This is a genomic window from Vreelandella indica (assembly GCF_037070225.1).
In the GTDB taxonomy this organism is placed as follows: domain Bacteria; phylum Pseudomonadota; class Gammaproteobacteria; order Pseudomonadales; family Halomonadaceae; genus Vreelandella; species Vreelandella arctica.
On sequence record NZ_JBANSO010000038.1, the window covers coordinates 1 to 24,675 of the forward strand.

The window sequence follows — 24,675 nt, forward strand, 5'->3', positions numbered from 1 at the left end:
GCGATTCCGGAAAACTGCCCAAAATCGGTCACGATAAAACGGAATGCGCGGTCACCATCATCCAGAACAGACGGTCACGTTCAAACGGAATGGGCGGTCACGATAGGGCGGAATACGCACCATGATGACATCCTCAATGCTGTGCTGGATATAGGTATTCATCAGCTGAGTGAAACCCGACATAAGACCCCTCAAGCTGGGGGGCTAGTGGTGGCAACGGATATTGAGCATGCCCACCAAATTGCTGCAATACTGAATGCTAAGCATCAAAGCTATGTCGTGGTCACCAGTAAAACACCTCGGGCTCAGCAACTAATCGACCGGTTTCGGCATGACAACACCTGCTGGATTGTAGCGGTTAGCATGATTTCTGAAGGCACAGATATACAGCGTCTTTCAGTTTGCTGTTACCTCAGTCGCATTCGTACCGAGCTTCACTACAGGCAGGTTCTTGGTCGCATCTTAAGAAAGATGGGCACTGATGACAGAGAGGCGTGGCTTTACGTGATCGCTGAACCTACCCTACGTAAATACTCGCAAAGAATCGCCAATGACCTTCCCGAGGATCAATCCACGCTGCAGGCAAAAAAGCTTAATGATCGTCTAACTAAATCCCACGCTGAGCACGCCGATGGCAATACCGAGGGCGCAAAAGAAAGTGAAGATAATCCCCTTTCCGTAAAAGAGCAGAACGGTAAGCGCGAGCTGCAAGTTACTGAGGCTTCATTACTGACGCTGAGCTTTTCTCAATACTACCGGCAGTATCTATTATCGCTAATGTAGTTTTTTCTTTCCATGGCTACCCCCACCCATCTTCAAGGTTCATAAAGTGTACCTTTTGACACGCTTCTATTATCTTTAAAACTCAATGGGTAATAAGTGTCGTTTGGGGTTATAGCTAAGGTTCAAAAGAAAGCCCCATTTTATGATCCAAAATTGAGAATACAGCTCAATGGCGACGATCGGCTACCTCCGAGTCAGCTCTAGCGAACAAAGCACCCAATCTCAACTTAGCGAGATTGCGAATCGACAAAATGTCGAATGTTGGTCATATGCTCATGCATCTGAAGCTTCTGCTAGCTCAGGAATTTGAAACACTCTATCTCCCATCGAATATCTCAATTCATCTGTCGAAAATTTATGCCATCTGATTTAGAATATTGGTTATGAAGATTTTGATTTGTTATTTATTTATAACTTTTATTTTAATGGTGGTTTATGAAGCCTAAAGAAAAGATGGATTTGAACAAGCTTTATAAAAAAATAAGGGCTAACGCTGGGAGAGCTGTTTGTGATTATTCTATGATTGAAGATGGTGACAAAGTAATGGCTGCCATAAGTGGTGGCAAAGATTCATTTGTTATGCTTGATACTCTGTTGTATTTGAAGAGAGTAGCACCGATTAAGTTTGATGTGGTCGCTGTGAATCTCGACCAAAAACAACCCGGTTTTCCGGAGCATGTTCTTCCTGGCTTCTTCAAAAAGAATAATATTGATTATTATATTATAGATAAGGATACATATTCAATTGTTAAAGAGAAAACTCCTGAAGGGAAAACTACTTGTTCACTTTGTTCGAGACTTAGAAGGGGTTCTCTATATGGGTTTGCTGAGGAGATTGGGGCTACAAAAATAGCTCTTGGCCATCACATGGATGACATTGTAGAAACTCTTTTTTTGAATATGTTTTTTAACGGTAAGTTAAAGGCAATGCCTCCTAAGCTGCTAAGTGATGATCGCAGAAATATTGTAATAAGACCGCTTTCTTATTGTCGTGAGAAAGATATTGCTAAGCTGGCATCAATTGTAGAATTTCCAATTATTCCATGTAATCTTTGTGGTTCTCAGGAGAACTTACAAAGACAGAATATAAAAAACATGTTGGCAGGCTGGGAAAAACAAAAAGCGGGTTGTATTGAAAACATATTTAACGGTATCCAGAATGTAAGTCCAAGCCAACTAGCTGACTTAAATCTTTTCGATTTCCACAATCTCGATATCGACAGGTCTAGTAAAGTCATCTCGAACCATACTGGCAGTGTAGATGTTTCTTCGACCAATTTTATAGAAGCAATCAACCTATGATTTTGTAAAGAATACATTGGTGTATCTGGGCTGTCTTTGGTTATATTTTGATCAACTGCATTTGCTTAAAGCTTTTTTTTACAAAAAATGAATTTTTTGTATGGCTTGTGTTTGTTTTCTTTAGAAGAAAGAAAATTAAGTGACTGTATTGTAATGCTTTACTCACTCACTCACTCTTCCTCTTTTAAAAAATTTGGCATATAAGGAAAAGACAGCTATACGATGCTGGAGATTTTGCGCAATTTGCAGCGCAATGCGCCGGTCAATTTCTCACTGGTGGCGGTCAATCTGGATCAAAAACAGCCCGGTTTTCCCGAGCATGTGCTGCCTGCGTATCTGGATAAGCAGGGCGTGGAATATCACATTGTCGAGCGTGATACTTATTCGGTGGTGAAAGAAAAAACGCCAGAAGGTAAAACGACTTGCGCGCTCTGTTCACGCCTGCGCCGCGGTTCGCTGTATGGCTTTGCCGAAGAGATTGGCGCCAATAAAATTGCCCTGGGCCACCACCGTGAAGACATCCTTGAAACCCTGTTTCTCAATATGTTCTTTGGCGGCAACTTAAAAGCGATGCCGCCTAAGCTACTTTCTGATGATGGTAAAAATATCGTCATTCGGCCGTTGGCTTACTGTAAAGAGGCGGATATTGCCGAGTTTTCACGGCTGATGGAATTCCCGATTATTCCCTGCAATCTATGCGGTTCGCAGCCCAATATGCAGCGTCAGGTCGTCAAAGAGATGCTCGCCGAGTGGGACAAAAAATTCCCCGGTCGCCTGGAAAGCATGTTTAAAGCCGTTACCAATATTGCGCCTTCCCAGCTAGCGGATCGCAATCTCTTTGATTTTGAAGGGCTAGAAGCCAAACAGGCAGAACTACTGGCCGGGCGTATCCAGGCATTTAACGTCAGCTAGCGTTTTGCTCCTCTTCGGCGAGGGTGATTAAGCGCTGCATATCAAGAATATTGACCTCTCGCCCGGATACCGCCACTACGCTCTGCTGCTGGAAGCGGCTTAAAATCCGGCTGACGGTTTCCACCGCTAAACCCAAATAGTTGCCGATATCGGCCCTGGGCATGGAAAGGCGGAAACTGTAGGGCGAGTAGCCACGCCGACGAAAACGATCTGAAAGCGTGATTAAAAAGCTCGCCAGCCGCTGGTCGGCGGTTTTACGTGACAGCAGGCGCATCATGCGCCGGTCGTCGCGCAACTCTTTGCTCATGCTGCGATACAGTTGGCCACGCAGTTCGGGCAACTCCTCAGAGAGTGAGTCCAAGCGATCAAAGGGAATCTCGCAAACGGTGGTCGTTTCCAGGGCAATTACACTCCCTGGGTAGTGCTCTTCATCGATCCCGTCCAACCCCACTAGTTCGCTGGGGAGGTAGAAATTGGTCAGTTGTTCGCTGCCGTTTCCCTCTGATGTGACTTGTTTCAAACTGCCCGAACGTACCGCATAAACGCTGGTAAAAGTATCGCCTTGGCGAAATAGTGGCTCGCCTTTTTTCAGCGGTGCGCGACGACGAATAATGGCATCGAACTGGCCCATATCGTCTATCTCAAGGGCAAGTGGCAAGCATAGTGAGCTCAAGCTGCAGGTTTGGCAGCGAGCTTCATGGAGTAGCGAGCGTCGGCGGCTCATGGGTTCCAACATGCATAACTCCTTGAGTAGCGTCGTGAGTGGCAGGTAATCATTACGCCGTGCTGAGGTAGGCTTCTCTTAGTATGGAAGCTTCATTTCGTTAGCGATAGCTTGTTTACACAATCTTTGAGTAGTGCTTGCCTGATTGCTGCGGCAGGTGAGCATCAAACGCCATGGCTAAGTGACGAATCAGCAGCCGTCCCATGGGCGTCGCGCTAAGCTGGTCGCCGCTGCGCGTCAGCAGGCCATCTCGCTCGGCGCCCTGTAAGTGCTCAAGCGCTTGCGCAAAGTAACGCGGGGCATCAATGTTCCAGCGTTGACCGATGGCGGCCAGATCAATGCGCATATCACACATTAGTCGCTCAATAACGTCCCGGCGGATCAGGTCATCGTCACTTAAGCGCAGCCCACGTACGGTTGCCAATTGGCCTTGATCCAGCGCTGCTTCATAGCGGGCCAGATCGCTAGGGTTCTGTGCATAGACGTCATCGACGCGAGAAATCGCCGACACGCCAAGCCCGATTAAGTCGCACTGGGCGTGACTGGAGTAGCCTTGAAAGTTGCGCTGGAGCGAGCCTTCGCGCTGGGCGATCGCCAAGCTGTCATCAGGACGAGCAAAGTGATCCATGCCGATGTGCACATAACCGGCCGCGGTGAGCATCTCAATCGTGGTGCGCAGAATCGCCAGCTTCTCTTCGCTGCCCGGCAGGTCATCGATGTTAATCCGCCGCTGGGGGGCAAAGCGCTCGGGCATGTGGGCGTAGTTAAACACAGAAAGCCGTGCGGGATTTAACTCGATCACTTGGCGCAGGGTGTCTGCAAAGCTTTTTTCAGTCTGAAAGGGTAAGCCGTATATTAAATCGAGATTGAGCGAACGAAAGCCCAGCCGGTGTGCTTCATCCATCAGCGTCTCGGTGAGTACCCGTGGCTGAATACGGTTAATGGCTTTCTGCACCAGCGGGCTTAAGTCCTGCACGCCTAAACTGATGCGATTGAAACCGAGCGATTGCAGGTGGCGCAGCGTAAATACGTCCGCTTCGCGTGGGTCGATTTCAATCGCGTAATCGCGATCAGACGCGGACGAGAGACCAAAGCGCGCGTCCAGACGATCAATCAAGTCGCCCATCTGGTTCAAGTTAAGAAACGTCGGTGTTCCGCCACCCCAGTGCAACTGCTTCACCGGTCGTGTGGTATCCAGGTGGCGAGCGGTCAGCACCATTTCACGGTCAAGCCGGGATAGGTACGGCTCGGCCAGGGCGGTGTTCTTGGTGGCGATTTTATTGCACGCGCAGTAAAAACAAATCTTGCGGCAGAAGGGGATATGCACATACAGCGAAAGAGGACGTTGGCTGGCATTGCTGCGCTCTAACGCCTGGGTCAAATCGCTCGGGGTAAATTGGTCGTGAAACGACAACGCCGTGGGGTAAGACGTATAGCGCGGGCCACTGGTATCGTAACGGCGTAGCAAGGCTTCATCCCACTCTTTCTGCTCCGGTGCTGCCCCGGCCATGGTTGAAGTCATCGTAGAAGAAGCCGCGGGGGCATGAACGGGCATGAAGTGGCTCCGGCGTTAAAAGGGGCGTTTTAAAGGCTGTTTTTTCAAAGCCAGAGCCAGCCTAACGCGCGGCGCCGATATAAATATTGAGCCACGTCATGTTAATGCAGATAAGTTAATGAAGATGGTGTGCGGTGACTGTCCACAGTTGCCACAACGCGAACGCAATGATCGTTATGGCTGCGACGCTGCGCGTGGCTGGGTGACGAATCAGGTGGCTTAACTGGCGCGCGGCAAGCCCGGTGGCCAGCAGCGCAGGCAGCGTGCCCAGTCCAAAGGCGCCCATCAATAGTGCGCCCTGGAGCGGGTCGGCAATCGCTAAGCTCCAGGCCAGCATGGAGTAGACCAGCCCACAGGGCAGCCAACCCCATATCGCCCCCAGCGCAAAGGCTTGGGGTAAATGAACTACGGGCATTAAACGTCGCCCTACCGGCTCGATAAAGCGCCATAGACGGCGGCCTACCGCTTCAACTTTAAGCAGCCCTTTCCACCAGTTGGCGATATACAGCGCCATCAGGATCAGCATCAGCGCCGCAAACACTTGTAGCAGCATTCGCGCCGTGGCAGAGAGGGAAAATAGCGTGCCTAGTAGGGCTACCAGCGCACCTGCGCTCATGTAGCTAGTGATGCGACCTGCGTTATAGCTGAGCAGCAAGCCTCCCATACGCGCCGGATGGCGCATGCTGGGGGGCACTGCAAAAGTGAGCGCGCTCATAATGCCACCACACATGCCAATGCAATGGGCGCCGCCCATCAAACCAAACACGAACGCCGCCAGCAGTGGCGGCAGGTCAAGGCCGGTTGGATTCATGGCCGGGGCTCTTGGTCGTCGGGTGAGTGTGTGTCGGAGGGGGCAGCAGGGCGGTGCTTGGTCTGCTGCCGCTGGCGTCGCTGTTCGGGGTTGAGGTCATTCTCATCTTCATCAAACAAAATGCGGTGCGCCGGGCCTTCCAAGTCGTCGAACTGATCATTTTTCACCGCCCAGAAAAATGCCCAGACGGCGAGGCCCAGCAGAATCAGTGAAAGCGGAATGAGTAGATACAGAATCGTCATGCGGTTACCGGTGTTGAAGCGCTTGGCGAAGAGGCGGGCGGCGTCGTACGCCAGCGTGACAGCCGCAGCGCGTTACCCACCACCACTAGCGAGCTGAGCGACATACCAATGGCCGCCATCCAGGGTGGCACCAGCCCCATGGCCGCCAGCGGCAGCGCCGAAAAGTTGTAGCATACTGACCAGATCATGTTCTGGCGCATGATACGCCGGGTCGCGCGGGAAATCTCGATAGCCTCAAAAATCCGCATCAGGCGTGGGCTGAGCAGCACCGCGTCGGCGCGGGTGCGGGCTAAGTCCGTCGCACCGTTCATGGCAATTGCCACATCAGCACCGGCTAACACCGGCACGTCGTTGATGCCGTCACCAATCATCACCACGGTTTCGCCAGCGGCTTGAAGCTCTTTCATCCGGGCCAGTTTGCCTTCTGGGCTGGTGCCTGCGTGCCACGTCGTTATGTTGAGTTGGTTGGCCAGGCTCTCCACAGCATCGACGGTATCACCGGAGAGCAGCTCCACGGTTAGCCCCTGGGCCTGTAGGGCTTTGATCGTGGCAGCAGCGTCATCACGAATGCCATCATGAAGACCAAACCAGGCGCGGGGTTCGCCGTTTTCGCTCAGCAGCAGCCATTGCCCCCTGGCGGGTGCCGAAATGGGTTCTCCAGTGGAAAATTCTGGTTTGCCCAGCTTCCAGCGCGCGCCGTTTAGCGTGCCCTCTAGTCCTTGACCGGTATGGCTATGAATATCTTTTGCCTGAAGCGTTGCATCCCGAAACGGACGAAAGGCGCGGGCGATAGGGTGTTCTGAGTGGGCTTCGAGCGCCGCGGCAATCGCCTGGGCACGCTCGGCGGTTAATTCGCCGAACGGTTTGGTCTGGGTCAGGTGCATCTCGCCGCGGGTGAGCGTGCCGGTTTTGTCAAAGATTACTCGGGTTACGTTGGAGAGCGTCTCCATGGCATCGGCACGGGTGATCAACACGCCGCGCTTGCGCAGTTGACCATGGCCTGCGGTCAGGGCCGCGGGGGTGGCCAGCGCCAGCGCACAAGGGCAGGTCACGACCAGCACCGAAAGTAGTACCCAGAGCATCCGCGAGGGGTCGATAAACCACCAGGCGATGGTGACGCAGGCGGTTACCACTAACAGGCGGAGCACAAATAGGTGGGCCATGCGTGCTGCCATCTGGGCCAGCCGCGGGCGGCTGGCAAAGGCGCGGTCGGTGAGATCGACAATGCCCGCCACTCGGGCATCGCGCCCGGCGTGGGTAACACGGATCACCAGCGGATTTTCCATGTTCTGGCTACCGCCGGTAATGCTGTCGCCCACCCGGCGGGTGACCGGCAGGTATTCGCCGGTCAGCATGGATTCATCCAGGCTCGATTCTCCCTCCTCAATCACGCCATCGGCAGGCACGCCGTGGCCGGGCTTGATCAGGACTCGATCATCCGGGGCGAGTTCGCTCGCGGGTAGAATGCGTTCGCTGCCGTCGCTTTCCAGCCGCGTGGCCGAGATCGGCAGCACGCCACTCAGCACATTGCCGCTATGCCCACTACGGCGCCTGGCTCGGCCTTCCACGTAGCGCCCAAACAGCAAGAAAAAGGTGAACATGGCGACCGAGTCAAAATAGACCTCGCCGACGTTAAACAGCACCGCATAGCTGCTGGCAAGATAAGCCCCACCGATCGCCAGCGATACTGGCACATCCATACCCAATACACCGGTGCGCAGGTCTCGCAGGGCATTACGAAAGAACGGCTGGGCGGAAAAAAATACTACCGGCGTTGCTAAGGCAAACGAGAGCCAGTGGAACAGCGCGTAGAAATCGTCGCTGATTTCACCGGGACCGGAGACATAAATGGGGATCGAGAACATCATCACCTGCATCATGCCTACTGCAGCGATGATCAATCGACGCACGTTCATGCGCTCTTCATGCTGCATGCGTGCTTGGGCTTGATCCGGTTCGTAAGGCTGAGCGTCGTAGCCAATTGCAGCCAGTTCGGCTAGTAGTTGCGAGAGTTTAAGCTGCTGCGGGTCCCAGCTCACGCGCAGTCGGTGGTGGGTTAAATTCACCGCGCTGGTGGTAATTCCCTCCAACGCATTCAGGCGGTGTTCAATCAGCCACGCACAGGCGGCGCAGGTAATGCCTTCAATGGCGAGGGTGGCTTTGACATTGCCCTCATCACCATCAGGGTGAACAAACTGCGCTTGCAGGCCGGGATCATCAAATACCGACCACGTGTCCGCTTTGGCGGCTTGGCGTTCATCGGGGCGTTCGGGAAGTTCGGTTCGGTAGCGGTAGTAGCTCTCTAGCCCGCCATCGACAATGGCATGAGCCACCGCTTCGCAGCCGGGGCAGCAGAGCGGGTGGGTGTGGTCATCCAGGGTAATCGTCCAGGGTGCCGCAGCGGGCACCGGGTTACCGCAGTGGTAGCAGTCAGAGGCAGGCACGGCGTTGCTCATTCGCTTTCTGGACGCCCTCCTGGCAATAGCGCGACGCTATTTTCATTAGGGAACGTCGCTTCACCCGTCAGACGCCAGTCGGCATCTTCTAGTGCGGGCTGAATCTGTAGGTACCAGCGGTAGCGCAGGTTGTCAGGGCCCTGGGTGATATAGCGGCCGTCACGGACATGCTCCAGTATGAACGATTGATCACGGTCATCCTCGGTAGGGAAGATGAGGTCCAGATAGAGCTTGTCGGGACGCGCATCGCCGCTTAAATCAACCACGATGTCGCTGGTCATCGGATCAAGACGTAGCTCGGCGCTTAAGTTCAGAGTGCGCGCCTGCTCCTGCTTGGCAAGTACCATATTAATGGCTTTGCCATGCTCGTAGTAATCCTCTTGCACTACCATGCCATCAAAACTTTTAACTGACATAACGGCAAAGGTTATGCTGAACATAATGGATGAGAGCAGAATGCCGATTAGAAACCATGGCCAAAACTGCTTGTACCAGGGGATCACCTTCTCGCTAGAGGGTAGGGATGACATCGTCGTTTATCTCCTAATATCGCCCAGGAAGCGGGCATCCCGCTCAAGGCGAATACGTTCGTCTTGCTGAGCCTGCAGTGTGAATACAATGTCGTGACTGGGTTGCTGTAGTTCGTCAGGGCTAGCGGTCACTGTAACGACTTCTAAGCGCGACTCACCCGCAGGCACGTCAATCATATTGCTATCTAAGGCTAAACTGGGCAGCCCGGAAACGCTCAGCTGGTAAGTGTGATCCTGGTCATCAAGGTTACGAATGGTCAGGGTAAACACATTACTAATCAGGCCGTCGCGGGTCGTTTGGTAAAGTTGGGTGCGCTCGCGCTCAGCGTCAAAGTTAAGTGGCATGCGGTCATTAATCGCCCAGGCAAAAGTGCCTATCATTAGCACCAATGCGGCAAAGTAGCCTAGCAGGCGAGGGCGCATGATATGGCTCTTTTTGCCCTCAAGCGCGTTTTCGGTAGTGTAGCGTATCAGCCCCCGCGGGTAGCCCATTTTGTCCATTACGCTGTCGCAGGCGTCGATGCAGGCGGCGCAGGTGATGCACTCATACTGCAGTCCGTCACGGATATCGATACCGGTAGGGCATACCTGAACGCAAAGATCGCAATTGATACAGTCGCCGTATCCTGCTTCACGGGCCTCTAGATGGCTCAGGCTTTTAGGGCGATGGCCACGGGGTTCACCACGGGACTCATCGTAGGAGACAATCAGTGTGTCACGGTCAAACATCACCGATTGAAAACGGGCATAGGGGCACATATAAATGCACACCTGTTCACGCAGCCAACCCGCGTTCAGGTAAGTGAATACCAGGAAAAAGCCCACCCAGAAGTAGGACCAGCCATGGGCTTCAAGGGTGGGGAGCTCTGTCACTAAATCACGAATTGGCGTGAAGTAACCCACAAAGGTGATGCCGGTAGCGAGCGCTATCAATAGCCAAGCAGTGTGCTTAGCAGTTTTTCGCCAAGCCTTATCCGCCGTCATCGGTTGATTGTCGAGCTTGATACGCCGATTGCGCGAGCCTTCGATGCGGTGTTCAAGCCAGATAAACAGAAAGGTCCAAACGCTTTGCGGGCAGGTATAACCACACCACACCCGGCCCGCAAAAACGGTAATAAAAAACAGCCCAAAAGCACAAATGATCAACAGCCACGATAGCAGTATGAACTCCTGCGGATAGAACGTGGCGGTAAAGATATGGAATTCGCGATTAGGCAGATCGAACAGAATGAGGGGCCGGTTGCCAACATTGATCCAGGGCAATAGGAAAAACATCAGCATTAACGCCCAGTTAGTACTGCGGCGTAGTTTCTGGAAAATACCTTTAATTTCTCGCACATAAATGTGACGCCGTTTGGCGTACATTTCCTGAGTAACCGGTTGTTGTGGAGGCGTGTGATGCCCCACCGGATTCGGCGTGACGTCTTGGGTTGGTATCTTTTCCATGGCGGTATTCCCGGCTCAGAAGGCAGGAGAGGTAGCACCCCCAGTCTCATGAAGGCGAGTGCATGGTCAATATTGTATCGGGTTGTGCATAAAGAAAGGGTGCGGTTTGAGGCCGCACCCTTTCTTGGCGAGTATGGCTGAGCAGTTAATCAGTCCGCTAAGCGCAGGCTATACACGTAGGCGGCGACCAGGTGAACACGCTCTTCACCAATATAAGCCGCTTGCGCTGGCATATGACCGTTACGGCCATTGCGTAGCGTTTGACGGATGGAGTCACCTACTTCTTGGCCGGGCGCCAAGTAGAGCCAGGTATTGTCGGTCAAGTTAGGCGCGCCGAGGGCTGTATTACCCGTGCCGCTTGGGCCGTGGCAAGCCGCACAGACTGCTGTGAAAGTGCTTTCGCCCTGTTCAGCTTGTGCCTCGTCATGCGCTTCATCAGACAGTGAGAGCACGTATTGAGACAGGTTCTCAATATTGTTTTGCCCCAGCTGCTGCCAGGAAGGCATCAGACCGTTACGGCCATTCGTCAGCGTTTGAACGATATTGTCGGGCTCTCCGCCGTACAGCCAGTCGTCGTCGGTCAGGTTGGGGAAGCCGTAACCGCCCTGAGCGTTGGAACCGTGACACACCGCGCAGTTGTTTTGGTAGATACGTTCAGCAACCTGCATCGCCTCGGGATCTTCGGCAAGCTCAGGAATGGGCACTTCCTGATACTGGGCAAAAATCGGTGTGAAACGCTCTTCGGCCTGAGCGACTTCCTCTTCCCACTGGCCCTCTTGCGACCAGCCCAGTATCCCCGCGTAGTTGCCCAAGCCGGGATAAAACACCAGGTAGCCCAGTGCAAAGACCACCGTCAAGACGAATAGCTGAAACCACCACTTTGGCAGTGGGTTGTCATACTCTTCGATGCCATCGGCGGCATGGCCCGTGGTTTCAACGTTACCGTCCGCGTCAGGCGTTTTATCGGTGCGGCGGTTGGCCAGTAGTATCCATACGCTCAGCGCGATCGTGCCCAGCGTAATGATAATGATCCAGGCGCTCCAGAAGCCGGATAGGGAGTCACCCCATAGATTGTTCATAACTTCTTATCTCCCCTGTCGTCGCGGGAATGCGCTTCGCTGTCGCGTTCACGCGAAGCGTGCTTGTCACTGGTCGGTAGCTCATCGTCGTCGGCAAAGGGCAAATTAGCCGCTTCGTCGAAATCTGGCTTGCGTCGCTTGGAGTACGCCCAGAGGGCGATGCCAATAAACGCGAAAATCAAGATTAGCGTGATGAGACCGCGAAAAGTTCCCGTATCCATAACTTAGCGAGTGCCCTCGAGCACGGTTCCCAGCTGCTGTAGGTACGCGACCAGGGCAGTGATTTCCTGAGTACCGCGAACATCGTCAGTTGCGTTGGCAATATCTTCGTCGGTGTACGGCACGCCTAGCTGGCGCAGGGTGCGCATTTTAGCGGGAGTAGCGTCACCATCGAGGGTATTTTCAAACAGCCAGGGGTAAGCCGGCATAACCGATTCAGGGACTACATCTCGGGGATTGTAGAGGTGAGCACGGTGCCAGTCGTCGCTATAGCGGCCGCCAACACGCGCCAGATCTGGCCCGGTACGCTTGGAACCCCATAGGAAGTTGTGCTCGTAAACCTGCTCACCTGCCACATTGTAGTGGCCGTAGCGCTCGGTCTCCGCGCGGAACGGACGCACCATTTGCGAGTGACAGCCCACGCAGCCCTCGCGGCGGTAGATGTCACGGCCTTCCAGCTCCAGAGCAGACAGCGGCTCCAGGCCTTCAACCGGCTCGGTGGTCTGCTTCTGGAAAAACAGCGGCACCACCTCAGCCAAGCCGCCGAAACTGATCACGACAAGGATCAACACGGCAAGCAGGCCAACGTTTTTTTCGACAATCTCGTGTTTCATTGGTCTCAACTTCCCCGGTTTAGGCAGCTTGTGGCGCTGAATGGCTGATAGCCTCACGACGTTTAACGGTCATGTACACATTGAACGCCATGATCAGCATACCGGTGACCCAGAAGAGGCCGCCGATTAAGCGAACAAAGTAGCCCGGCCCGCTGGCTTCAACGGATTCAACGAAGGTGTACATCAAGGTGCCGTCAGGGTTGATCGCACGCCACATCAGGCCCTGCAGAATACCGTTTACCCACATGGAGGCGATATACAGCACGGTACCGATCGTGGCCAGCCAGAAGTGCACGGCGATCAGGTTGACCGAGTACATTTCAGTGCGACCGAATACGCGCGGGATCAGGTGGTACATTGAGCCGATAGTGATCATCGCTACCCAGCCGAGCGCACCGGAGTGAACGTGGCCAATGGTCCAGTCCGTGTAGTGCGACAGCGCGTTGACCGTTTTAATGGCCATCATCGGGCCTTCAAACGTCGACATGCCGTAGAACGATAGGGCCACTACCAAGAAGCGCAGTGTCGGATCCGTGCGCAGCTTATGCCAGGCGCCTGACAAGGTCATCATGCCGTTGATCATGCCGCCCCAAGAGGGCGCCAACAGGATGATCGACATGATCATGCCCAGCGACTGTGCCCAGTTCGGCAGCGCCGTGTAGTGCAGGTGGTGCGGACCTGCCCACATGTAAATCATGATCAGCGCCCAGAAGTGGACGATGGAAAGACGGTAAGAGTAGATCGGTCGCTCAGCCTGCTTCGGCACGAAATAGTACATCATGCCCAGGAAGCCAGCGGTCAGGAAAAAGCCTACCGCGTTATGGCCGTACCACCACTGCACCATGGCATCCACCGCACCAGCGTAGATCGAGGTGGAGTACATTGGGGTAACCGGGATCGCCGCGTTGTTGACGATATGCAGCACTGCAACGGTTAAAATAAACGCCGCAAAGAACCAGTTCGCCACATAAATATGCGACGTGGTGCGCTTTTTAATCGTCATCAGGAACACGATGGCATAGCTGATCCAAACGACTGCAATCAATATATTGATCGGCCACTCTAGCTCAGCGTACTCCTTGGTCGTGGTGTAGCCCATGGGGAGCGACACGATCGCTGAGATAATAACGGCTTGCCAGCCCCAGAACGTAAAGGCCGCCAGCCTGTCCGAGAATAGCCGTGTCTGGCACGTTCGTTGGACAACGTAATAGGACGTTGCAAAGAGCGCTGAGCCACCAAAGGCGAAGATAACGGCGTTAGTATGTAACGGACGCAGGCGCCCGAAGCTAGTCCAAGGTAGGCCGAGGTTCAGCTGCGGCCAGACCAGTTGGGAGGCAAGGATAACGCCAAGCGCCATACCTACGATGCCCCACACAACGGTCATAATCGCGAACTGCCGAACCACCTTGTAATTGTAGGTCGGGTGTTCCAATGCTGTGCTCATTTCATGTTCCCATCGAACGCGGTTAGGGGGTAACCCGTGGCATTTTGCACGGATGCGGCCACCCGCTTGATGATGCAGGTCAAGATCCGGCCTAGATTCTATCGCAGCCGCGCCCTAAGCTGAACACGCCAATGGATGTAACGTTGAATTATTAGGAGGGCTGAGTGTCCTATTACGCTGATCTTGGGTTTGAGGCCATCACCCCAGAGGCGTTGCGTGAACGCACCGCCAGCCCCGCTGTTCAGCGGTTTCTCGTGGAGGGGGTTGGCCCGGTGAGCGTCTCGGGCATCCCTGAGCTGGGGCGAATTCTGCTAGCTCATGGCGCCGGGGCAGGCCACCTATCTGAGTTTATGCGGCAATTTGCCGCGATGCTGGCCAGTGAGAGGCTACAAGTGTGGGCGATCGATTTCCCCTATATGCAGCAGATGAGCGAGGAAGCAAAGCGCCGGCCTCCGCCACCCGTCAAGAAAACGCTGGAACACTTTGCTGCTTGGTATGACCTGCTGTCGTCATGCAGTGGTTCGCCTTTGTGGGTTGGGGGTAAATCCATGGGCGGGCGTGTGGCATCGCTCTTTGCCAGCCAGCATCGCTGTGCAGGTGTCATTGCGGCAGGCTATCCGTTTCACCCGCCCAAAAAGCCTGACTCCCTTCGCACCGATCATTTTCCTGACATCTCTATGCCTATGCTGATTCTGCAAGGTGAGCGTGATCCGTTTGGCTCTCGTGATGAGGTGGCCTACTACGCTTTACCTGACTCCCTACACGTTCATTGGCTAACCGATGGCGACCATGATTTTAAGCCACGACGAAGTTCTGGAGTAAATCAGCAAGTTTTGATTGACGAAGCAGCCATAGTTGCGGCATCCTTCGTCCGCGCTCAGTTAGCGGTTGCCGCGAGAACGTGCAGTACGCTGGTTTAAATCAAAAATTTAAACACAACGTGTTGACATTTCAAGAGGCTTCTGTAGAATGCAGCGCCACGTGACCAGCGGGTGGTTAGCTCAGTTGGGAGAGCACCAGCCTTACAAGCTGGGGGTCACTGGTTCGAACCCAGTACCACCCACCATTTATTTGGTGCCCTGGAAACGTGATGCAGTAACTGATGTATATGCGGACCGGTAGTTCAGTTGGTTAGAATGCCGGCCTGTCACGCCGGAGGTCGCGAGTTCGAGTCTCGTCCGGTCCGCCATCATTATGTTTATCTGCATACTTAGTTATCGCTATTCGGACCGGTAGTTCAGTCGGTTAGAATGCCGGCCTGTCACGCCGGAGGTCGCGAGTTCGAGTCTCGTCCGGTCCGCCACGATAACTTAATAAGTAGTTATATTGATAAGCGATAAGCTTTCAATATCCCGGGTGGTTAGCTCAGTTGGGAGAGCACCAGCCTTACAAGCTGGGGGTCACTGGTTCGAACCCAGTACCACCCACCATTCAGTTTCACATTTATGCGCCTCTGAACCGCTTAAATTGTCTGTTGAATGGTTATGTTTCTTACAGTGGACCGGTAGTTCAGTCGGTTAGAATGCCGGCCTGTCACGCCGGAGGTCGCGAGTTCGAGTCTCGTCCGGTCCGCCATTAAGCACCTGTCGGCAGTCATTAAGATAAAGCCGAAAAAATTCCAAAAAAGCCCGAATCATAGATTCGGGCTTTTTTATTGCGTGTACATAACACGCTAACAGCACCGTGCAGTCAATGAGCTGCACGGTGCTGTTACTTGCTTTTGTTACTTACTATGGAAGTGTTAGGCGATTGCGCTGACGCCTGCTTTGGCAATTTGCACGTCTTGATCTGGCTTGACGCCAGAGATGCCAACAGCGCCGACGACTTGGCCATCCACGATGATCGGCACGCCGCCAGATAGCAGACCCTGTAGCGGCGCAGAGACAAACGCCGTGCGGCCACCGTTAATCATCTCTTCAAACACTTGGGTCTCTTTACGACCCAGGGCCGCGCTACGCGCTTTTTGGGTAGCGACATCGGCGCTGAACGGGGCAGCACCGTCTAAACGGCGCAGTGCCAGCAGGTGGCCGCCATCGTCGGTGACGGCGATGGTGACCGGCCAGCTGTTGTTGTCAGCTTCTTTCTGTGCGGCGTCGAGGACTTGGATAACGTCGGCTTGGCCTAAAACAGCTTTGGTTTGCATCAAAGGATCCTTCTTATCATAGGGATTAAAGCGCTGCGCCCAACCGTTAATACGTTGTGAAAGCGCAGCGAGTGTACAGGGTTATACCAGGGCAGCGTCTACGACTTCTACCCAGTGGCGTACCGGCGTACGGTTGGCGCTGGCGAGATGGGTCTGACAGCCGATGTTGGCGGTCACAATCACCTCAGGGTTGCCTGCTTCTAGCGCATTCAGCTTGTTATCGCGCAGCTGGGTGGCGAGCTCTGGCTGTGTGACCGAGTAGGTGCCTGCCGAGCCGCAGCACAGGTGGGCATCTTTCACGGGCGTGAGTGCAAAGCCGAGTTTGCTAAGCACGCCTTCCACTGCGCCGTTGAGCTTCTGGGCGTGCTGCAGCGTGCAGGGGCAGTGGAACGCTAAACGCTGGTGCTCTTTAAGCTGCAGCGCTTCCAGCGGCTCGTCGCGCAGTATTTCGACGATATCCTTTGCCAGTGCGCTGACTTTTTTGGCCTTTTCAGCGTAGTCGGGATCATCCTTGAGCATGTAACCATACTCTTTGACAAAGGCGCCACAGCCGCTGGCAGTTTGCACGATGGCTTCCGCGCCTTGTTCAATGTAGGGCCACCAAGCGTCGATATTGGCGCGCATACGAGCCCGCCCATCGTCCTGGGCGTTGAGGTGAAAATCAACCGCGCCACAGCAGCCTGCTTCAGCCACCGGCGTTACGCTAATGCCGAGCCGATCTAGGATCCGCGCGGTAGCCGCATTGGTATTGGGTGACAGCCCCGGCTGCACGCAGCCTTCCAGAATCAGCACTTGCCGGGTATGACGGTGCGCATCAGGGCGTACGCCTGCATCTATCGGTTCAGCGGGCATTTTATTGCGTAGCTTGCTAGGCACCAGCGGCTTAAAGGTTTGGCCCAGCTTTAGCAGCGCCTGAAAGCGTTTAGGTTCGACCATCATCTTACGCAGCGCATAGCGCTGAGCCCGCTCGCCAGCAGGGCGGGGCACCCGGCGCTCAATTTCGGCACGGCCAATGTTGAGCAGCTTGTGGTACTCCACGCCTGAAGGGCAGGTGGTTTCACAGTTAAGGCAGGTCAGGCAGCGGTCAAGGTGCAGGCGAGTCTCTTCGGTGACCTGGTCGTCATCGTCGCGGCTCTCAAGCAGCTCCTTCATCAGATAAATACGCCCGCGGGGGCCGTCGCGCTCATCGCCCAACAGCTGGTAGGTGGGGCAGGTGGCGTTACAGAAACCGCAGTGAACGCAGGTGCGCAAAATGCTATCTGCTTCCTGTATGTGCGGCTTCTGACGGTCGGCATCGGTAAATTGCGTCTGCATGTCAGCTCTCCTGATTAAAACGCCGCATAAAGACGACCGGGATTGAATATGCCATGGGCATCCAGCTCCGCCTTTAAGTTACGATGATATTTTTCCACCACCGCATTCAGCGGTGTGAAAGGCTCAACGGCGCCGCCCTGGGCATGGGGTGTGTAACAGGTGGCATGGCCGCCTACTGCTTTGCAGGCGGCGCGCAGCGTATCAGCGTCCAGCGCTGTTTTTACCCAGCGCTGACTGCCTGCCCAGTCGTAAAAAATATCGGTTTCGGCAATATCCAGGTTCAGCGGGGCGGTATTGGGCGGCAGCGATAGCCGCCACAGCGCTTGGCCGTCGTTGAGCTGGAAAAAAGGGTGGCTATGATCGCGTAGGGACGCCCAGAAGCTTGGATCAAGCGATTCGCCGCCTAAGCGCTCCTGGGTTGCCTGTACCGAGCTTTTGCCTCCCTCTAGGCGCAGAAAGAGCTCACCGTTATGCCAGGCAGCCGCCGTGATCGGTAGCGGCTGACGGCCCAGCTCGGCCAGCTTTTTCAGCGCATCGTTAAGGTTGAGTGATAAACGCAGGCTGTGCGTGGCGTTAGGGATCGGCAGCACCTTAAACGAAATATCGGTCAGTACGCCAAGCGTTCCCTGGGCGCCAGCCATCATGCGCGAAAGATCGTAACCGGCGACATTCTTCATCACTTCGCCACCAAAGCGCAGCAGCTTGCCCTCTTGAGTGATTATCCGTGTGCCGAGCACAAAATCCCGCGCTGCACCCGCCCAGGGGCGGCGTGGGCCAGAAAGGCCGGTCGCAACGGCACCACCAATGGTCGAGGCTTCGCCAAACATGGGCGGCTCAAACCCTAACATTTGGTGTTTTTCTGCCAGCGCAGCTTGAAGGGCGCTTAGCCGCGTGCCAGCGCGCACGGTGACGATCAATTCCACCGGGTCGTAGCTGACAATGCCACTATGTTCGGCCATCTGCAGCGCTTGGCCTTCCACCGGTCGGCCATAAAAAGCGCGGGTATCTCCGCCTACAATACGTAGCGGAGTGCGTGCGTCATATGCACTGCGCACCTGCTCACACAGCGTGTCAGCGATATCGCGGTCGGCGGCATGCATCGCTAGTTCGGTCATGGTCTATTCCAATATTTATTTTGCCTAGTGGTTATCTTGACTAGGTCACTATTAAAAACGGGGCAGATCCGGGTGCGGCAGTTCGTTATTGTGAACATGCATGGCGCCAAACTCTGCGCAGCGCGCCAGGGTTGGAATATTCTTGCCGGGGTTGAGCAGTCGCTTAGGGTCAAATGCCGCTTTCAGGGCATGAAAAACGCTAATCTCATCCGGCTGGAACTGGCTGCACATTTGGTTGATCTTTTCGCGCCCAACACCGTGCTCACCTGTGATCGAGCCGCCTGCCGCGACACAAAGCTCAAGAATCTTGCCGCCCACCTCTTCGGCAAGCGCCAACTGTCCCTCTTTATTGGCATCAAACAGGATCAGCGGGTGCATGTTGCCATCACCTGCGTGGAATACGTTGGCAACTGCCAGGCCGCTCTCCTCGGAAAGCGCGGCAATGCCTTTGAGTACGCGGGGGAGTTCGCGGCGTGGAATCGTGCCGTCCATGCAATAATAATCGGGTGACATACGGCCCACTGCAGGAAAGGCATTCTTACGCCCGGCCCAGAACTTGGCGCGCTCGGCTTCATCGCGGGCCTGCTGGATATTGGTGGCCCCAGCTTTTTCAAGTACCCGCCGTACGGTATTGCAATCGTCGTCCACGTCGGCTTCAACGCCATCCAGCTCACAGAGCAGAATCGCTTCGGCGTCGAGAGGGTAGCCCGCTTTGACAAAATCCTCGGCGGCTTTGATGGCAAGTTTATCCATCATCTCCAGGCCACCGGGGATAATGCCAGCGGCAATGATGTCGCCCACAGCGCGTCCCGCTTTTTCGACATCGTCGAAGCTGGCCATCAGTACCTTGGCGGTTTCGGGCTTGGGCAGCAGCTTAACGGTAATTTCGGTGACTACACCAAGCATGCCTTCTGAGCCATTCATCAACGCCAGCAGATCAAAGCCGGGCGCATCGAAAGACTCGGCGCCCAAGGTCATGTGCTCTCCCTCAATGGTGAGCACGTCGACGCGCATCACGTTATGCACTGTCAGTCCGTATTTGAGGCAGTGTACGCCACCAGCATTTTCGGCCACGTTACCGCCGATCGAGCAGGCAATTTGCGAGGAGGGATCCGGCGCGTAGTAAAGTCCGTAAGGCGCAGCAGCTTCAGAAATTGCCAGGTTACGCACGCCAGGCTGAACCCGCGCCATGCGGGCATCGGGGTCCACACTCAGTATTTTGCTAAAGCGCGACATGACCAGCAGCACGCCTTGCTCCAGTGGCAGCGCGCCGCCAGAGAGGCCGGTGCCCGCGCCGCGGGTAACGACGGGCACGCCCAGCGCATAGCAGCGCTTCAGCAGCCCTTTTACCTGCTCCAGGGTTTCAGGCAGTGCCACCAGCATCGGTAGCACGCGATAGGCCGCTAGCCCATCGCACTCAAAGGGGCGCAGGTCTTCTTCACGGTGCAGCAGCGTCATATCCGGGACCGCTTGCTGCAGGTCGCTCAAGACCTCGCTTTTATCTCGCTGAACCAATTCGCCGTCCAGACGCTCATCAAAGAGGATATTCATCACGACATCCCATGCTTATTATCATTAAAGGCAAACGTTGAAAATTTAGGCGCATACCGCCAACTAGCATGGCCTCAATTTGAGCTTTTTTTATCCATCTGTCTAGGTGGTGGTGCATTGGTCTGACCAGTAATTGGTCGACAGTGATGCCTTCTTTGTTTAGTACTGGGTGAAGTGCTGGCAAGCTGGTCATATTGCCCATCAGGAGAGTCACCATGGCAGCAGAAAATCAAGCCTTGTCACCCGGGCAGCGAAGGCCGGATCAAGTGGCCACCCGGCTTGAGCGGCTTATTCTTGATGGCGTTTTTCGCCCCGGCCAGCTGCTTCCTTCGGAACGACGGCTGTGTGACCGGTTGGGCGTCTCCCGCGCATCGCTGCGCGAGGGATTAAGAATTCTGCGCAGCAAAGGAATTATCGATACCCGGCAGGGCCACGGCTCAACGGTAGCTACGCTACTGCCCGTCAGCAATCAAAGCCCTTTAATGCACTTGTTTAAAGATCATCCACGCACGCTGTTTGATCTGCTGGAAGTGCGTGCTCTACTGGAAGGAGAGTCAGCGTGGTTAGCGGCAAACAGAGGCACTTCCGCCGACCGAGTGTTGATCACCCGGCGTTATCGTGAAATGGCCGACTACGTGGAAACAGCCGAGACGATCGATGTCGAGCGTCTTGCCAGGCTCGATCACGCTTTTCATTTAGCGGTTTCCCAAGCCTCGCACAACCCGGTATTGGTACACACGCTGCAAAGCCTGACCGACTTACTGCTTAGCTCGGTTTTCGCTTCGGTCAAACACCTTTATCATTTGCCGGTACCGCGGGCGATGATCAATCAGCAGCATGCCCAATTGCATGATGCCGTTGTCAGCGGCGAGGCGGCGCAGGCAAAACAGGTAGCGCTGGAGCATCTCTCCAGCATTAGCCAGCTGCTGCGTGATTTAGAGATAGAGCATGATCGGCTGGAGCGCTCCTCCATGCGCCTTGAGGAGTGGCAATAGAAAAGCCAACAACCAAAACACCAATAACAACCCAGGAGGTTAACGTGGCACTTTATCAATACGGCGAGCATCGCCCAGAGGTTCACGACGATGTTTACATTGCGGAAACGGCCGATGTAATCGGCCAGGTCACCTTAAAAGCGCGCTCAAGCGTTTGGTATCAAGCCGTGTTGCGCGGTGACACCGACCATCTTGAAGTAGGTGAAGAGAGCAATATTCAGGATGGCGCGGTGCTTCACGCAGACCCAGGCTTTCCGCTCAAGGTAGGTAAAGGCGTAACTGTTGGGCATCAGGCAATGCTGCATGGCTGCACCATCGGCGATGGGTGTTTAATCGGCATACAAGCCGTAGTGCTTAATGGGGCAGTGATTGGTGAGAACAGCCTGGTGGGTGCCGGTGCCTTTATTAAGGAAGGCGCAGTGTTTCCGCCCAACTCGTTAATCGTTGGCTCGCCGGCTAAGGTCGTGCGCGAGCTTTCTGAAGAGGCAGTGGCGGGACTGAAGAAAAATGCCGAGAGCTATGTTGAACGCGGCAAACTCCATAGCCAGCAGCTAAAACGCATCGATTAATGCGTAAAACTAGATGTGCTAAATAGCAAACCCCCAGGCCTTGGCCTGGGGGTTTGCGTTTCTAGCGTCGTTATTTCAGCCAGAGCTACTTCACGGTCACATTAACGGATCCGTTACGCCAATCACGTAGAACGCAATAAGGGCGATGATACCGGTAAAGATAAGGTAGTAGATCGTCGGCAGAATCGTCTTACGGATGGTGGCCCCTTCACGGCCGAGCAGGCCCACCGTCGCTGATGCCGCAACCACGTTGTGGATAGCGATCATATTACCCGCCGCCGCACCGACTGCTTGTAGTGCCACCATCATGGCGGTGGAAAGGCCCAGGGTTTCAGCAACACTGAACTGAAATTCTGCCAGCATCAGGTTTGAAACCGTGTTGGAGCCTGCGATGAAGGCGCCCATCGCACCGACCGTCGGGGCAAAGAAGGGGTAGATGCCGCCAACACTGTCGGCCACCGCCTGTGCCATCATGACCGGCATCGAGACCAGGTCCGCACCGTTAACGCCGGAGTTGATCAGGATACGTACCATCGGCACGGTAAAGATCAGCACGAAGCCAGCTCCAAAAATGGTTTTAGTGGATTCCGACACCGCTGCGCTCATTTTTTGCGGATTCATGCGATGCAGGAAGTAGGTCACGATAACCACGGCCAGGATGATACCGCCCGGCAGGTAGAGCGGCTGAACACCGCCGCTAACACCCGCTTCACCCAGAATATTGTTCCAGCTGAGATTGATCGAGGTCAGAGCGACACGTAGCGGTTCGATGGTGCGCGAAGCGACCAGGAACAGCGCCAGCAATACGTAGGGTACCCAGCCTTTGAAGGTGGACATCGGGGCTCTGCCGACAACGTCATCCAGCTTGATCTGCAGGTTGCCGATCCACTCGTCTGGCCACGAAGTCGATTCAGGGAAGTCCCAGGTATCTTTAGGCATCAGGAAGCCGCGTTTGGCCGCCGGAACCACAATCGCCAAGCCTACCATCGCGCCGATCATCGACGGGAACTCAGGGCCAAGCAGCACGCCTACCAGCATGTAAGGCACCACGAAGCAGATACCGGTGAAGATGGCGAAGGGAGTAATCGACAGCCCCTCTTTCCAGGAGCGGTTAGCGCCGAAGAAACGCACCATGACGGTGACCAGAATCAGCGGCATTAAAATACCCACGATGCCGTGAGTGATCGCCACTTCGCTGGTTACCAGTTGGAAGAAGACATCCCAGCTGGAGCCTACCGAGTCAAGTTCAGTGGTAATGCCCGCTCGATCCAAGCCGCTACCAACACCCACCACAATAGGTGTACCGACCGCACCAAAGGAGACCGGTGTTGATTGGATCATCATGCCAACGACGACTGCCGCAAGAGCCGGGAAGCCGAGCGCGACCATCAGCGGTGCCGCCACGGCGGCTGGTGTACCGAAGCCAGACGCGCCTTCGATAAAGCAGCCGAACAGCCAAGCAACAATCAACGCCTGTACGCGACGGTCAGGGCTAATACCGGAGAAGCCATTACGGATAGCCGTAATGCCGCCGGAGTGCTTAAGCGTGTTAAGCAGCAGGATGGCACCAAAGATAATCCATAGAAGGCCAGCGGTTTGGATCAAGCCTTGAATGGTGGAAGCCGCGACACGGCTAAACGACATATCCCAAACGGTTAAGCCAATGATGGCGGCTGTCAGGAAGACGAGAGGCATCGCTATCTTGGCCGGTATTTTAAACCCAACGAGTAAAATACCGGCCATCAACAGCGGCAAGAAGGCCAGAAGTGCAAGTATCGTTTCATTCATGGAAGGAACTGCCCCTTGTTATTAATTTGGTATGCTCCGCAATAACCGCCCAGCATTTGTATCGCTTGCCGGGTGTAGGGGAAAGATACGTTTAGGCTAACCAGATGACTACATTGGAAAATTGGTCTTACCAGTGTAACGCTTGTTTTGAATGTAAGATTACGCTACTGGTTTTTTCCTAATTTATTGTTTTTAAAATATTTTTAGATGTCTTTTCAAGGCGGGTGCCCCGCTGGCCCATTAGACTAATAGACAGTGCTAAGCAGTCTCTCTTGCACGGTTAGATGGTTGGGCTCATTGTTAACTACGCTAAGTGTGTAAGAGAGCCTTCTAAGCCCTTTTACCCATTATTTTTTACCAACGATCCTCTTAACAAAAAGGCGGTAGTGATGGCACTAAAGCTTTATGACCTGTGCGGCCGAGATGAACGGCTACGCTTCTCACCTTACTGCTGGCGCGTGCGCATGGCGCTCGCCCACAAAGGCCTGGAATTCACCACCGTGGCGTGGCGATTCCTCGACAAAAAAGCGTTGGAGTTTGCTGACTACGACAAAGTGCCGGTGCTCTGTGATGGCGATCAAGTGGTGACCGATAGCTTTGAAATCATGCGCTATCTGGATAAAGCCTATCCCGACGCCCCCATGCTGGGTGAAGGGGCCAGTTATCAGCGGGTTTTACTGTTCAAATACTTTGTTGAACGTAGCGTAACACCAGCACTGTTTCGCATTATTGCCATGGATCTGCTCGCGGCCATTCACCCAAACGATCGCGACTATTTCCGCAAAGCTCGTGAAGCGCGGTTTGGTTGCACATTAGAAGAGTTCCATCAGCCAGAGCAGGGCAAACAGCAGCTCAAGCAGGTATTAGCACCTGTGCGCGACTTGCTACGGGACAGCGACTTTTTAGACGGCGATGCACCTGCCGGTTCCGATTACCTACTGTTCGGCAGCATGATGTGGGCGCACGTCGTATCGACACAGACGCTAGTAGAGGCTGGCGACCCGGTCGATGAATGGTTTAAGCGTATGCTAAGCGTACACGGTGGAGAAGCTAGCAAGGCCCTGACCGTGCGCGATCTATAAC

General features: G+C 54.5%; 23 protein-coding genes, 5 tRNA genes and 1 pseudogene. 12 read left to right on the forward strand and 17 right to left on the reverse strand.

What is annotated here, in order from left to right:
* From V8L71_RS18810 to ttcA (V8L71_RS18820), 3 genes and pseudogenes are all read left to right on the forward strand, one after another.
* A partial coding sequence (locus V8L71_RS18810) for a DEAD/DEAH box helicase (protein WP_336275130.1) occupies positions 1 to 783 on the forward strand: 783 nt, incomplete at its 5' end.
* A gap of 435 nt (positions 784 to 1,218) precedes the next feature.
* On the forward strand, positions 1,219 to 2,085 hold the full coding sequence (gene ttcA / locus V8L71_RS18815) for a tRNA 2-thiocytidine(32) synthetase TtcA (protein WP_101147533.1): 867 nt from the start codon (positions 1,219 to 1,221) through the stop codon (positions 2,083 to 2,085).
* 204 nt (positions 2,086 to 2,289) lie between these two features.
* A pseudogene (ttcA, locus tag V8L71_RS18820) lies at positions 2,290 to 2,997 on the forward strand (tRNA 2-thiocytidine(32) synthetase TtcA); the annotation flags it as partial.
* Here ttcA (V8L71_RS18820) and fnr read toward each other — a convergent pair.
* The 11 genes from fnr to ccoN all read right to left on the reverse strand — a co-directional run bounded on the left by fnr (position 2,990) and on the right by ccoN (position 14,117).
* On the reverse strand, positions 2,990 to 3,733 hold the full coding sequence (fnr, locus tag V8L71_RS18825; protein WP_281662210.1) for a fumarate/nitrate reduction transcriptional regulator Fnr: 744 nt from the start codon (positions 3,731 to 3,733) through the stop codon (positions 2,990 to 2,992). The pseudogene ttcA (V8L71_RS18820) and the gene fnr sit on opposite strands and share 8 nt — an antisense overlap.
* 103 nt (positions 3,734 to 3,836) lie before the next feature.
* Positions 3,837 to 5,276 carry an oxygen-independent coproporphyrinogen III oxidase gene (hemN, locus tag V8L71_RS18830; RefSeq protein ID WP_336275131.1) on the reverse strand — a complete coding sequence of 480 codons (1,440 nt, stop codon included), beginning with the start codon at positions 5,274 to 5,276 and terminating at the stop codon, positions 3,837 to 3,839.
* 115 nt (positions 5,277 to 5,391) lie between these two features.
* The gene (locus V8L71_RS18835; RefSeq protein ID WP_336275132.1) at positions 5,392 to 6,087 is read right to left on the reverse strand and encodes a sulfite exporter TauE/SafE family protein; all 696 of its coding nucleotides are present in this window, start codon (positions 6,085 to 6,087) and stop codon (positions 5,392 to 5,394) included.
* On the reverse strand, positions 6,084 to 6,329 hold the full coding sequence (ccoS, locus tag V8L71_RS18840; protein WP_101147529.1) for a cbb3-type cytochrome oxidase assembly protein CcoS: 246 nt from the start codon (positions 6,327 to 6,329) through the stop codon (positions 6,084 to 6,086). Before ccoS ends, V8L71_RS18835 begins: the two co-directional genes overlap by 4 nt.
* Positions 6,326 to 8,785, reverse strand: coding sequence for a heavy metal translocating P-type ATPase (locus V8L71_RS18845; RefSeq protein ID WP_101147528.1), 2,460 nt, complete (start codon positions 8,783 to 8,785; stop codon positions 6,326 to 6,328). The genes ccoS and V8L71_RS18845 overlap by 4 nt, the downstream gene beginning before the upstream one ends.
* Positions 8,782 to 9,315 carry a FixH family protein gene (locus tag V8L71_RS18850; protein ID WP_101147527.1) on the reverse strand — a complete coding sequence of 178 codons (534 nt, stop codon included), beginning with the start codon at positions 9,313 to 9,315 and terminating at the stop codon, positions 8,782 to 8,784. Before V8L71_RS18850 ends, V8L71_RS18845 begins: the two co-directional genes overlap by 4 nt.
* Positions 9,316 to 9,321: 6 nt before the next feature.
* Positions 9,322 to 10,761, reverse strand: coding sequence for a cytochrome c oxidase accessory protein CcoG (ccoG, locus tag V8L71_RS18855; RefSeq protein ID WP_101147526.1), 1,440 nt, complete (start codon positions 10,759 to 10,761; stop codon positions 9,322 to 9,324).
* A gap of 149 nt (positions 10,762 to 10,910) precedes the next feature.
* The gene (ccoP, locus tag V8L71_RS18860; RefSeq protein ID WP_101147525.1) at positions 10,911 to 11,840 is read right to left on the reverse strand and encodes a cytochrome-c oxidase, cbb3-type subunit III; all 930 of its coding nucleotides are present in this window, start codon (positions 11,838 to 11,840) and stop codon (positions 10,911 to 10,913) included.
* Positions 11,837 to 12,061, reverse strand: coding sequence for a CcoQ/FixQ family Cbb3-type cytochrome c oxidase assembly chaperone (locus V8L71_RS18865; protein WP_035585415.1), 225 nt, complete (start codon positions 12,059 to 12,061; stop codon positions 11,837 to 11,839). The genes ccoP and V8L71_RS18865 overlap by 4 nt, the downstream gene beginning before the upstream one ends.
* 3 nt (positions 12,062 to 12,064) lie before the next feature.
* Positions 12,065 to 12,673: a cytochrome-c oxidase, cbb3-type subunit II gene (gene ccoO, locus V8L71_RS18870; protein ID WP_088699417.1), complete on the reverse strand. Its 609-nt coding sequence runs from the start codon at positions 12,671 to 12,673 to the stop codon at positions 12,065 to 12,067.
* A 19-nt stretch (positions 12,674 to 12,692) separates the two neighbouring features.
* Positions 12,693 to 14,117 (reverse strand): cytochrome-c oxidase, cbb3-type subunit I, encoded by a 1,425-nt coding sequence (gene ccoN, locus V8L71_RS18875; protein ID WP_101147524.1) that lies wholly within the window; start codon positions 14,115 to 14,117, stop codon positions 12,693 to 12,695.
* 164 nt (positions 14,118 to 14,281) lie between these two features.
* Here ccoN and V8L71_RS18880 point away from each other — a divergent pair, with 164 nt between their 5' ends.
* From V8L71_RS18880 to V8L71_RS18905, 6 genes are all read left to right on the forward strand, one after another.
* Entirely contained in the window at positions 14,282 to 15,037 is a 756-nt protein-coding gene (locus V8L71_RS18880; RefSeq protein WP_336275133.1) for an alpha/beta fold hydrolase, read from the forward strand.
* Between the two features lie 70 nt (positions 15,038 to 15,107).
* Positions 15,108 to 15,183 (forward strand) — tRNA-Val (locus tag V8L71_RS18885).
* Between the two features lie 46 nt (positions 15,184 to 15,229).
* Positions 15,230 to 15,306: transfer RNA gene (locus V8L71_RS18890), tRNA-Asp, on the forward strand.
* A gap of 37 nt (positions 15,307 to 15,343) precedes the next feature.
* Positions 15,344 to 15,420 (forward strand) — tRNA-Asp (locus tag V8L71_RS18895).
* Between the two features lie 51 nt (positions 15,421 to 15,471).
* Positions 15,472 to 15,547 (forward strand) — tRNA-Val (locus V8L71_RS18900).
* A gap of 68 nt (positions 15,548 to 15,615) precedes the next feature.
* A tRNA-Asp gene (locus tag V8L71_RS18905) sits at positions 15,616 to 15,692 on the forward strand.
* A 166-nt stretch (positions 15,693 to 15,858) separates the two neighbouring features.
* Here the strand turns inward: V8L71_RS18905 and V8L71_RS18910 are convergent.
* From V8L71_RS18910 to V8L71_RS18930, 5 genes are all read right to left on the reverse strand, one after another.
* Positions 15,859 to 16,260, reverse strand: coding sequence for a GlcG/HbpS family heme-binding protein (locus V8L71_RS18910; protein ID WP_044628702.1), 402 nt, complete (start codon positions 16,258 to 16,260; stop codon positions 15,859 to 15,861).
* Positions 16,261 to 16,341: 81 nt separating this feature from the next.
* Positions 16,342 to 17,574, reverse strand: a complete 1,233-nt coding sequence (gene glcF / locus V8L71_RS18915) for a glycolate oxidase subunit GlcF (RefSeq protein WP_336275134.1) — start codon at positions 17,572 to 17,574, stop codon at positions 16,342 to 16,344.
* 14 nt (positions 17,575 to 17,588) lie between these two features.
* Positions 17,589 to 18,689, reverse strand: coding sequence for a glycolate oxidase subunit GlcE (gene glcE / locus V8L71_RS18920; RefSeq protein ID WP_336275135.1), 1,101 nt, complete (start codon positions 18,687 to 18,689; stop codon positions 17,589 to 17,591).
* 51 nt (positions 18,690 to 18,740) lie between these two features.
* The gene (glcD, locus tag V8L71_RS18925) at positions 18,741 to 20,240 is read right to left on the reverse strand and encodes a glycolate oxidase subunit GlcD (RefSeq protein WP_336275136.1); all 1,500 of its coding nucleotides are present in this window, start codon (positions 20,238 to 20,240) and stop codon (positions 18,741 to 18,743) included.
* Entirely contained in the window at positions 20,224 to 20,442 is a 219-nt protein-coding gene (locus V8L71_RS18930) for a hypothetical protein (RefSeq protein ID WP_336275137.1), read from the reverse strand. Before V8L71_RS18930 ends, glcD begins: the two co-directional genes overlap by 17 nt.
* A 13-nt stretch (positions 20,443 to 20,455) precedes the next feature.
* On the opposite strand from V8L71_RS18930, the gene glcC reads away from it, so the two are divergent.
* Both glcC and V8L71_RS18940 read left to right on the forward strand, forming a co-directional pair.
* A complete protein-coding gene (gene glcC / locus V8L71_RS18935; protein WP_336275138.1) occupies positions 20,456 to 21,235 on the forward strand; it encodes a transcriptional regulator GlcC in 780 nt (259 codons plus the stop codon).
* Positions 21,236 to 21,279: 44 nt separating this feature from the next.
* Positions 21,280 to 21,804: a gamma carbonic anhydrase family protein gene (locus V8L71_RS18940; RefSeq protein ID WP_336275139.1), complete on the forward strand. Its 525-nt coding sequence runs from the start codon at positions 21,280 to 21,282 to the stop codon at positions 21,802 to 21,804.
* A 96-nt stretch (positions 21,805 to 21,900) separates the two neighbouring features.
* Here V8L71_RS18940 and V8L71_RS18945 read toward each other — a convergent pair whose 3' ends face one another.
* Positions 21,901 to 23,592 (reverse strand): L-lactate permease, encoded by a 1,692-nt coding sequence (locus V8L71_RS18945; protein WP_336275140.1) that lies wholly within the window; start codon positions 23,590 to 23,592, stop codon positions 21,901 to 21,903.
* Positions 23,593 to 23,981: 389 nt separating this feature from the next.
* Here V8L71_RS18945 and V8L71_RS18950 point away from each other — a divergent pair, with 389 nt between their 5' ends.
* Positions 23,982 to 24,674 carry a glutathione S-transferase family protein gene (locus V8L71_RS18950; RefSeq protein WP_336275141.1) on the forward strand — a complete coding sequence of 231 codons (693 nt, stop codon included), beginning with the start codon at positions 23,982 to 23,984 and terminating at the stop codon, positions 24,672 to 24,674.
* The last annotated feature ends 1 nt before the right edge of the window (position 24,675 follow it).

Bases quoted from the DNA above. Each gene is read 5' to 3' on its own strand.
- ttcA (WP_101147533.1), top strand. From the start codon at position 1,219: ATGAAGCCTAAAGAAAAGATGGATTTGAACAAGCTTTATAAAAAAATA.
- fnr (WP_281662210.1), bottom strand. From the start codon at position 3,733: ATGTTGGAACCCATGAGCCGCCGACGCTCGCTACTCCATGAAGCTCGC.
- hemN (WP_336275131.1), bottom strand. From the start codon at position 5,276: ATGCCCGTTCATGCCCCCGCGGCTTCTTCTACGATGACTTCAACCATG.
- V8L71_RS18835 (WP_336275132.1), bottom strand. From the start codon at position 6,087: ATGAATCCAACCGGCCTTGACCTGCCGCCACTGCTGGCGGCGTTCGTG.
- ccoS (WP_101147529.1), bottom strand. From the start codon at position 6,329: ATGACGATTCTGTATCTACTCATTCCGCTTTCACTGATTCTGCTGGGC.
- V8L71_RS18845 (WP_101147528.1), bottom strand. From the start codon at position 8,785: ATGAGCAACGCCGTGCCTGCCTCTGACTGCTACCACTGCGGTAACCCG.
- V8L71_RS18850 (WP_101147527.1), bottom strand. From the start codon at position 9,315: ATGTCATCCCTACCCTCTAGCGAGAAGGTGATCCCCTGGTACAAGCAG.
- ccoG (WP_101147526.1), bottom strand. From the start codon at position 10,761: ATGGAAAAGATACCAACCCAAGACGTCACGCCGAATCCGGTGGGGCAT.
- ccoP (WP_101147525.1), bottom strand. From the start codon at position 11,840: ATGAACAATCTATGGGGTGACTCCCTATCCGGCTTCTGGAGCGCCTGG.
- V8L71_RS18865 (WP_035585415.1), bottom strand. From the start codon at position 12,061: ATGGATACGGGAACTTTTCGCGGTCTCATCACGCTAATCTTGATTTTC.
- ccoO (WP_088699417.1), bottom strand. From the start codon at position 12,673: ATGAAACACGAGATTGTCGAAAAAAACGTTGGCCTGCTTGCCGTGTTG.
- ccoN (WP_101147524.1), bottom strand. From the start codon at position 14,117: ATGAGCACAGCATTGGAACACCCGACCTACAATTACAAGGTGGTTCGG.
- V8L71_RS18910 (WP_044628702.1), bottom strand. From the start codon at position 16,260: ATGCAAACCAAAGCTGTTTTAGGCCAAGCCGACGTTATCCAAGTCCTC.
- glcF (WP_336275134.1), bottom strand. From the start codon at position 17,574: ATGCAGACGCAATTTACCGATGCCGACCGTCAGAAGCCGCACATACAG.
- glcE (WP_336275135.1), bottom strand. From the start codon at position 18,689: ATGACCGAACTAGCGATGCATGCCGCCGACCGCGATATCGCTGACACG.
- glcD (WP_336275136.1), bottom strand. From the start codon at position 20,240: ATGAATATCCTCTTTGATGAGCGTCTGGACGGCGAATTGGTTCAGCGA.
- V8L71_RS18930 (WP_336275137.1), bottom strand. From the start codon at position 20,442: ATGGGCAATATGACCAGCTTGCCAGCACTTCACCCAGTACTAAACAAA.
- glcC (WP_336275138.1), top strand. From the start codon at position 20,456: ATGGCAGCAGAAAATCAAGCCTTGTCACCCGGGCAGCGAAGGCCGGAT.
- V8L71_RS18945 (WP_336275140.1), bottom strand. From the start codon at position 23,592: ATGAATGAAACGATACTTGCACTTCTGGCCTTCTTGCCGCTGTTGATG.
- V8L71_RS18950 (WP_336275141.1), top strand. From the start codon at position 23,982: ATGGCACTAAAGCTTTATGACCTGTGCGGCCGAGATGAACGGCTACGC.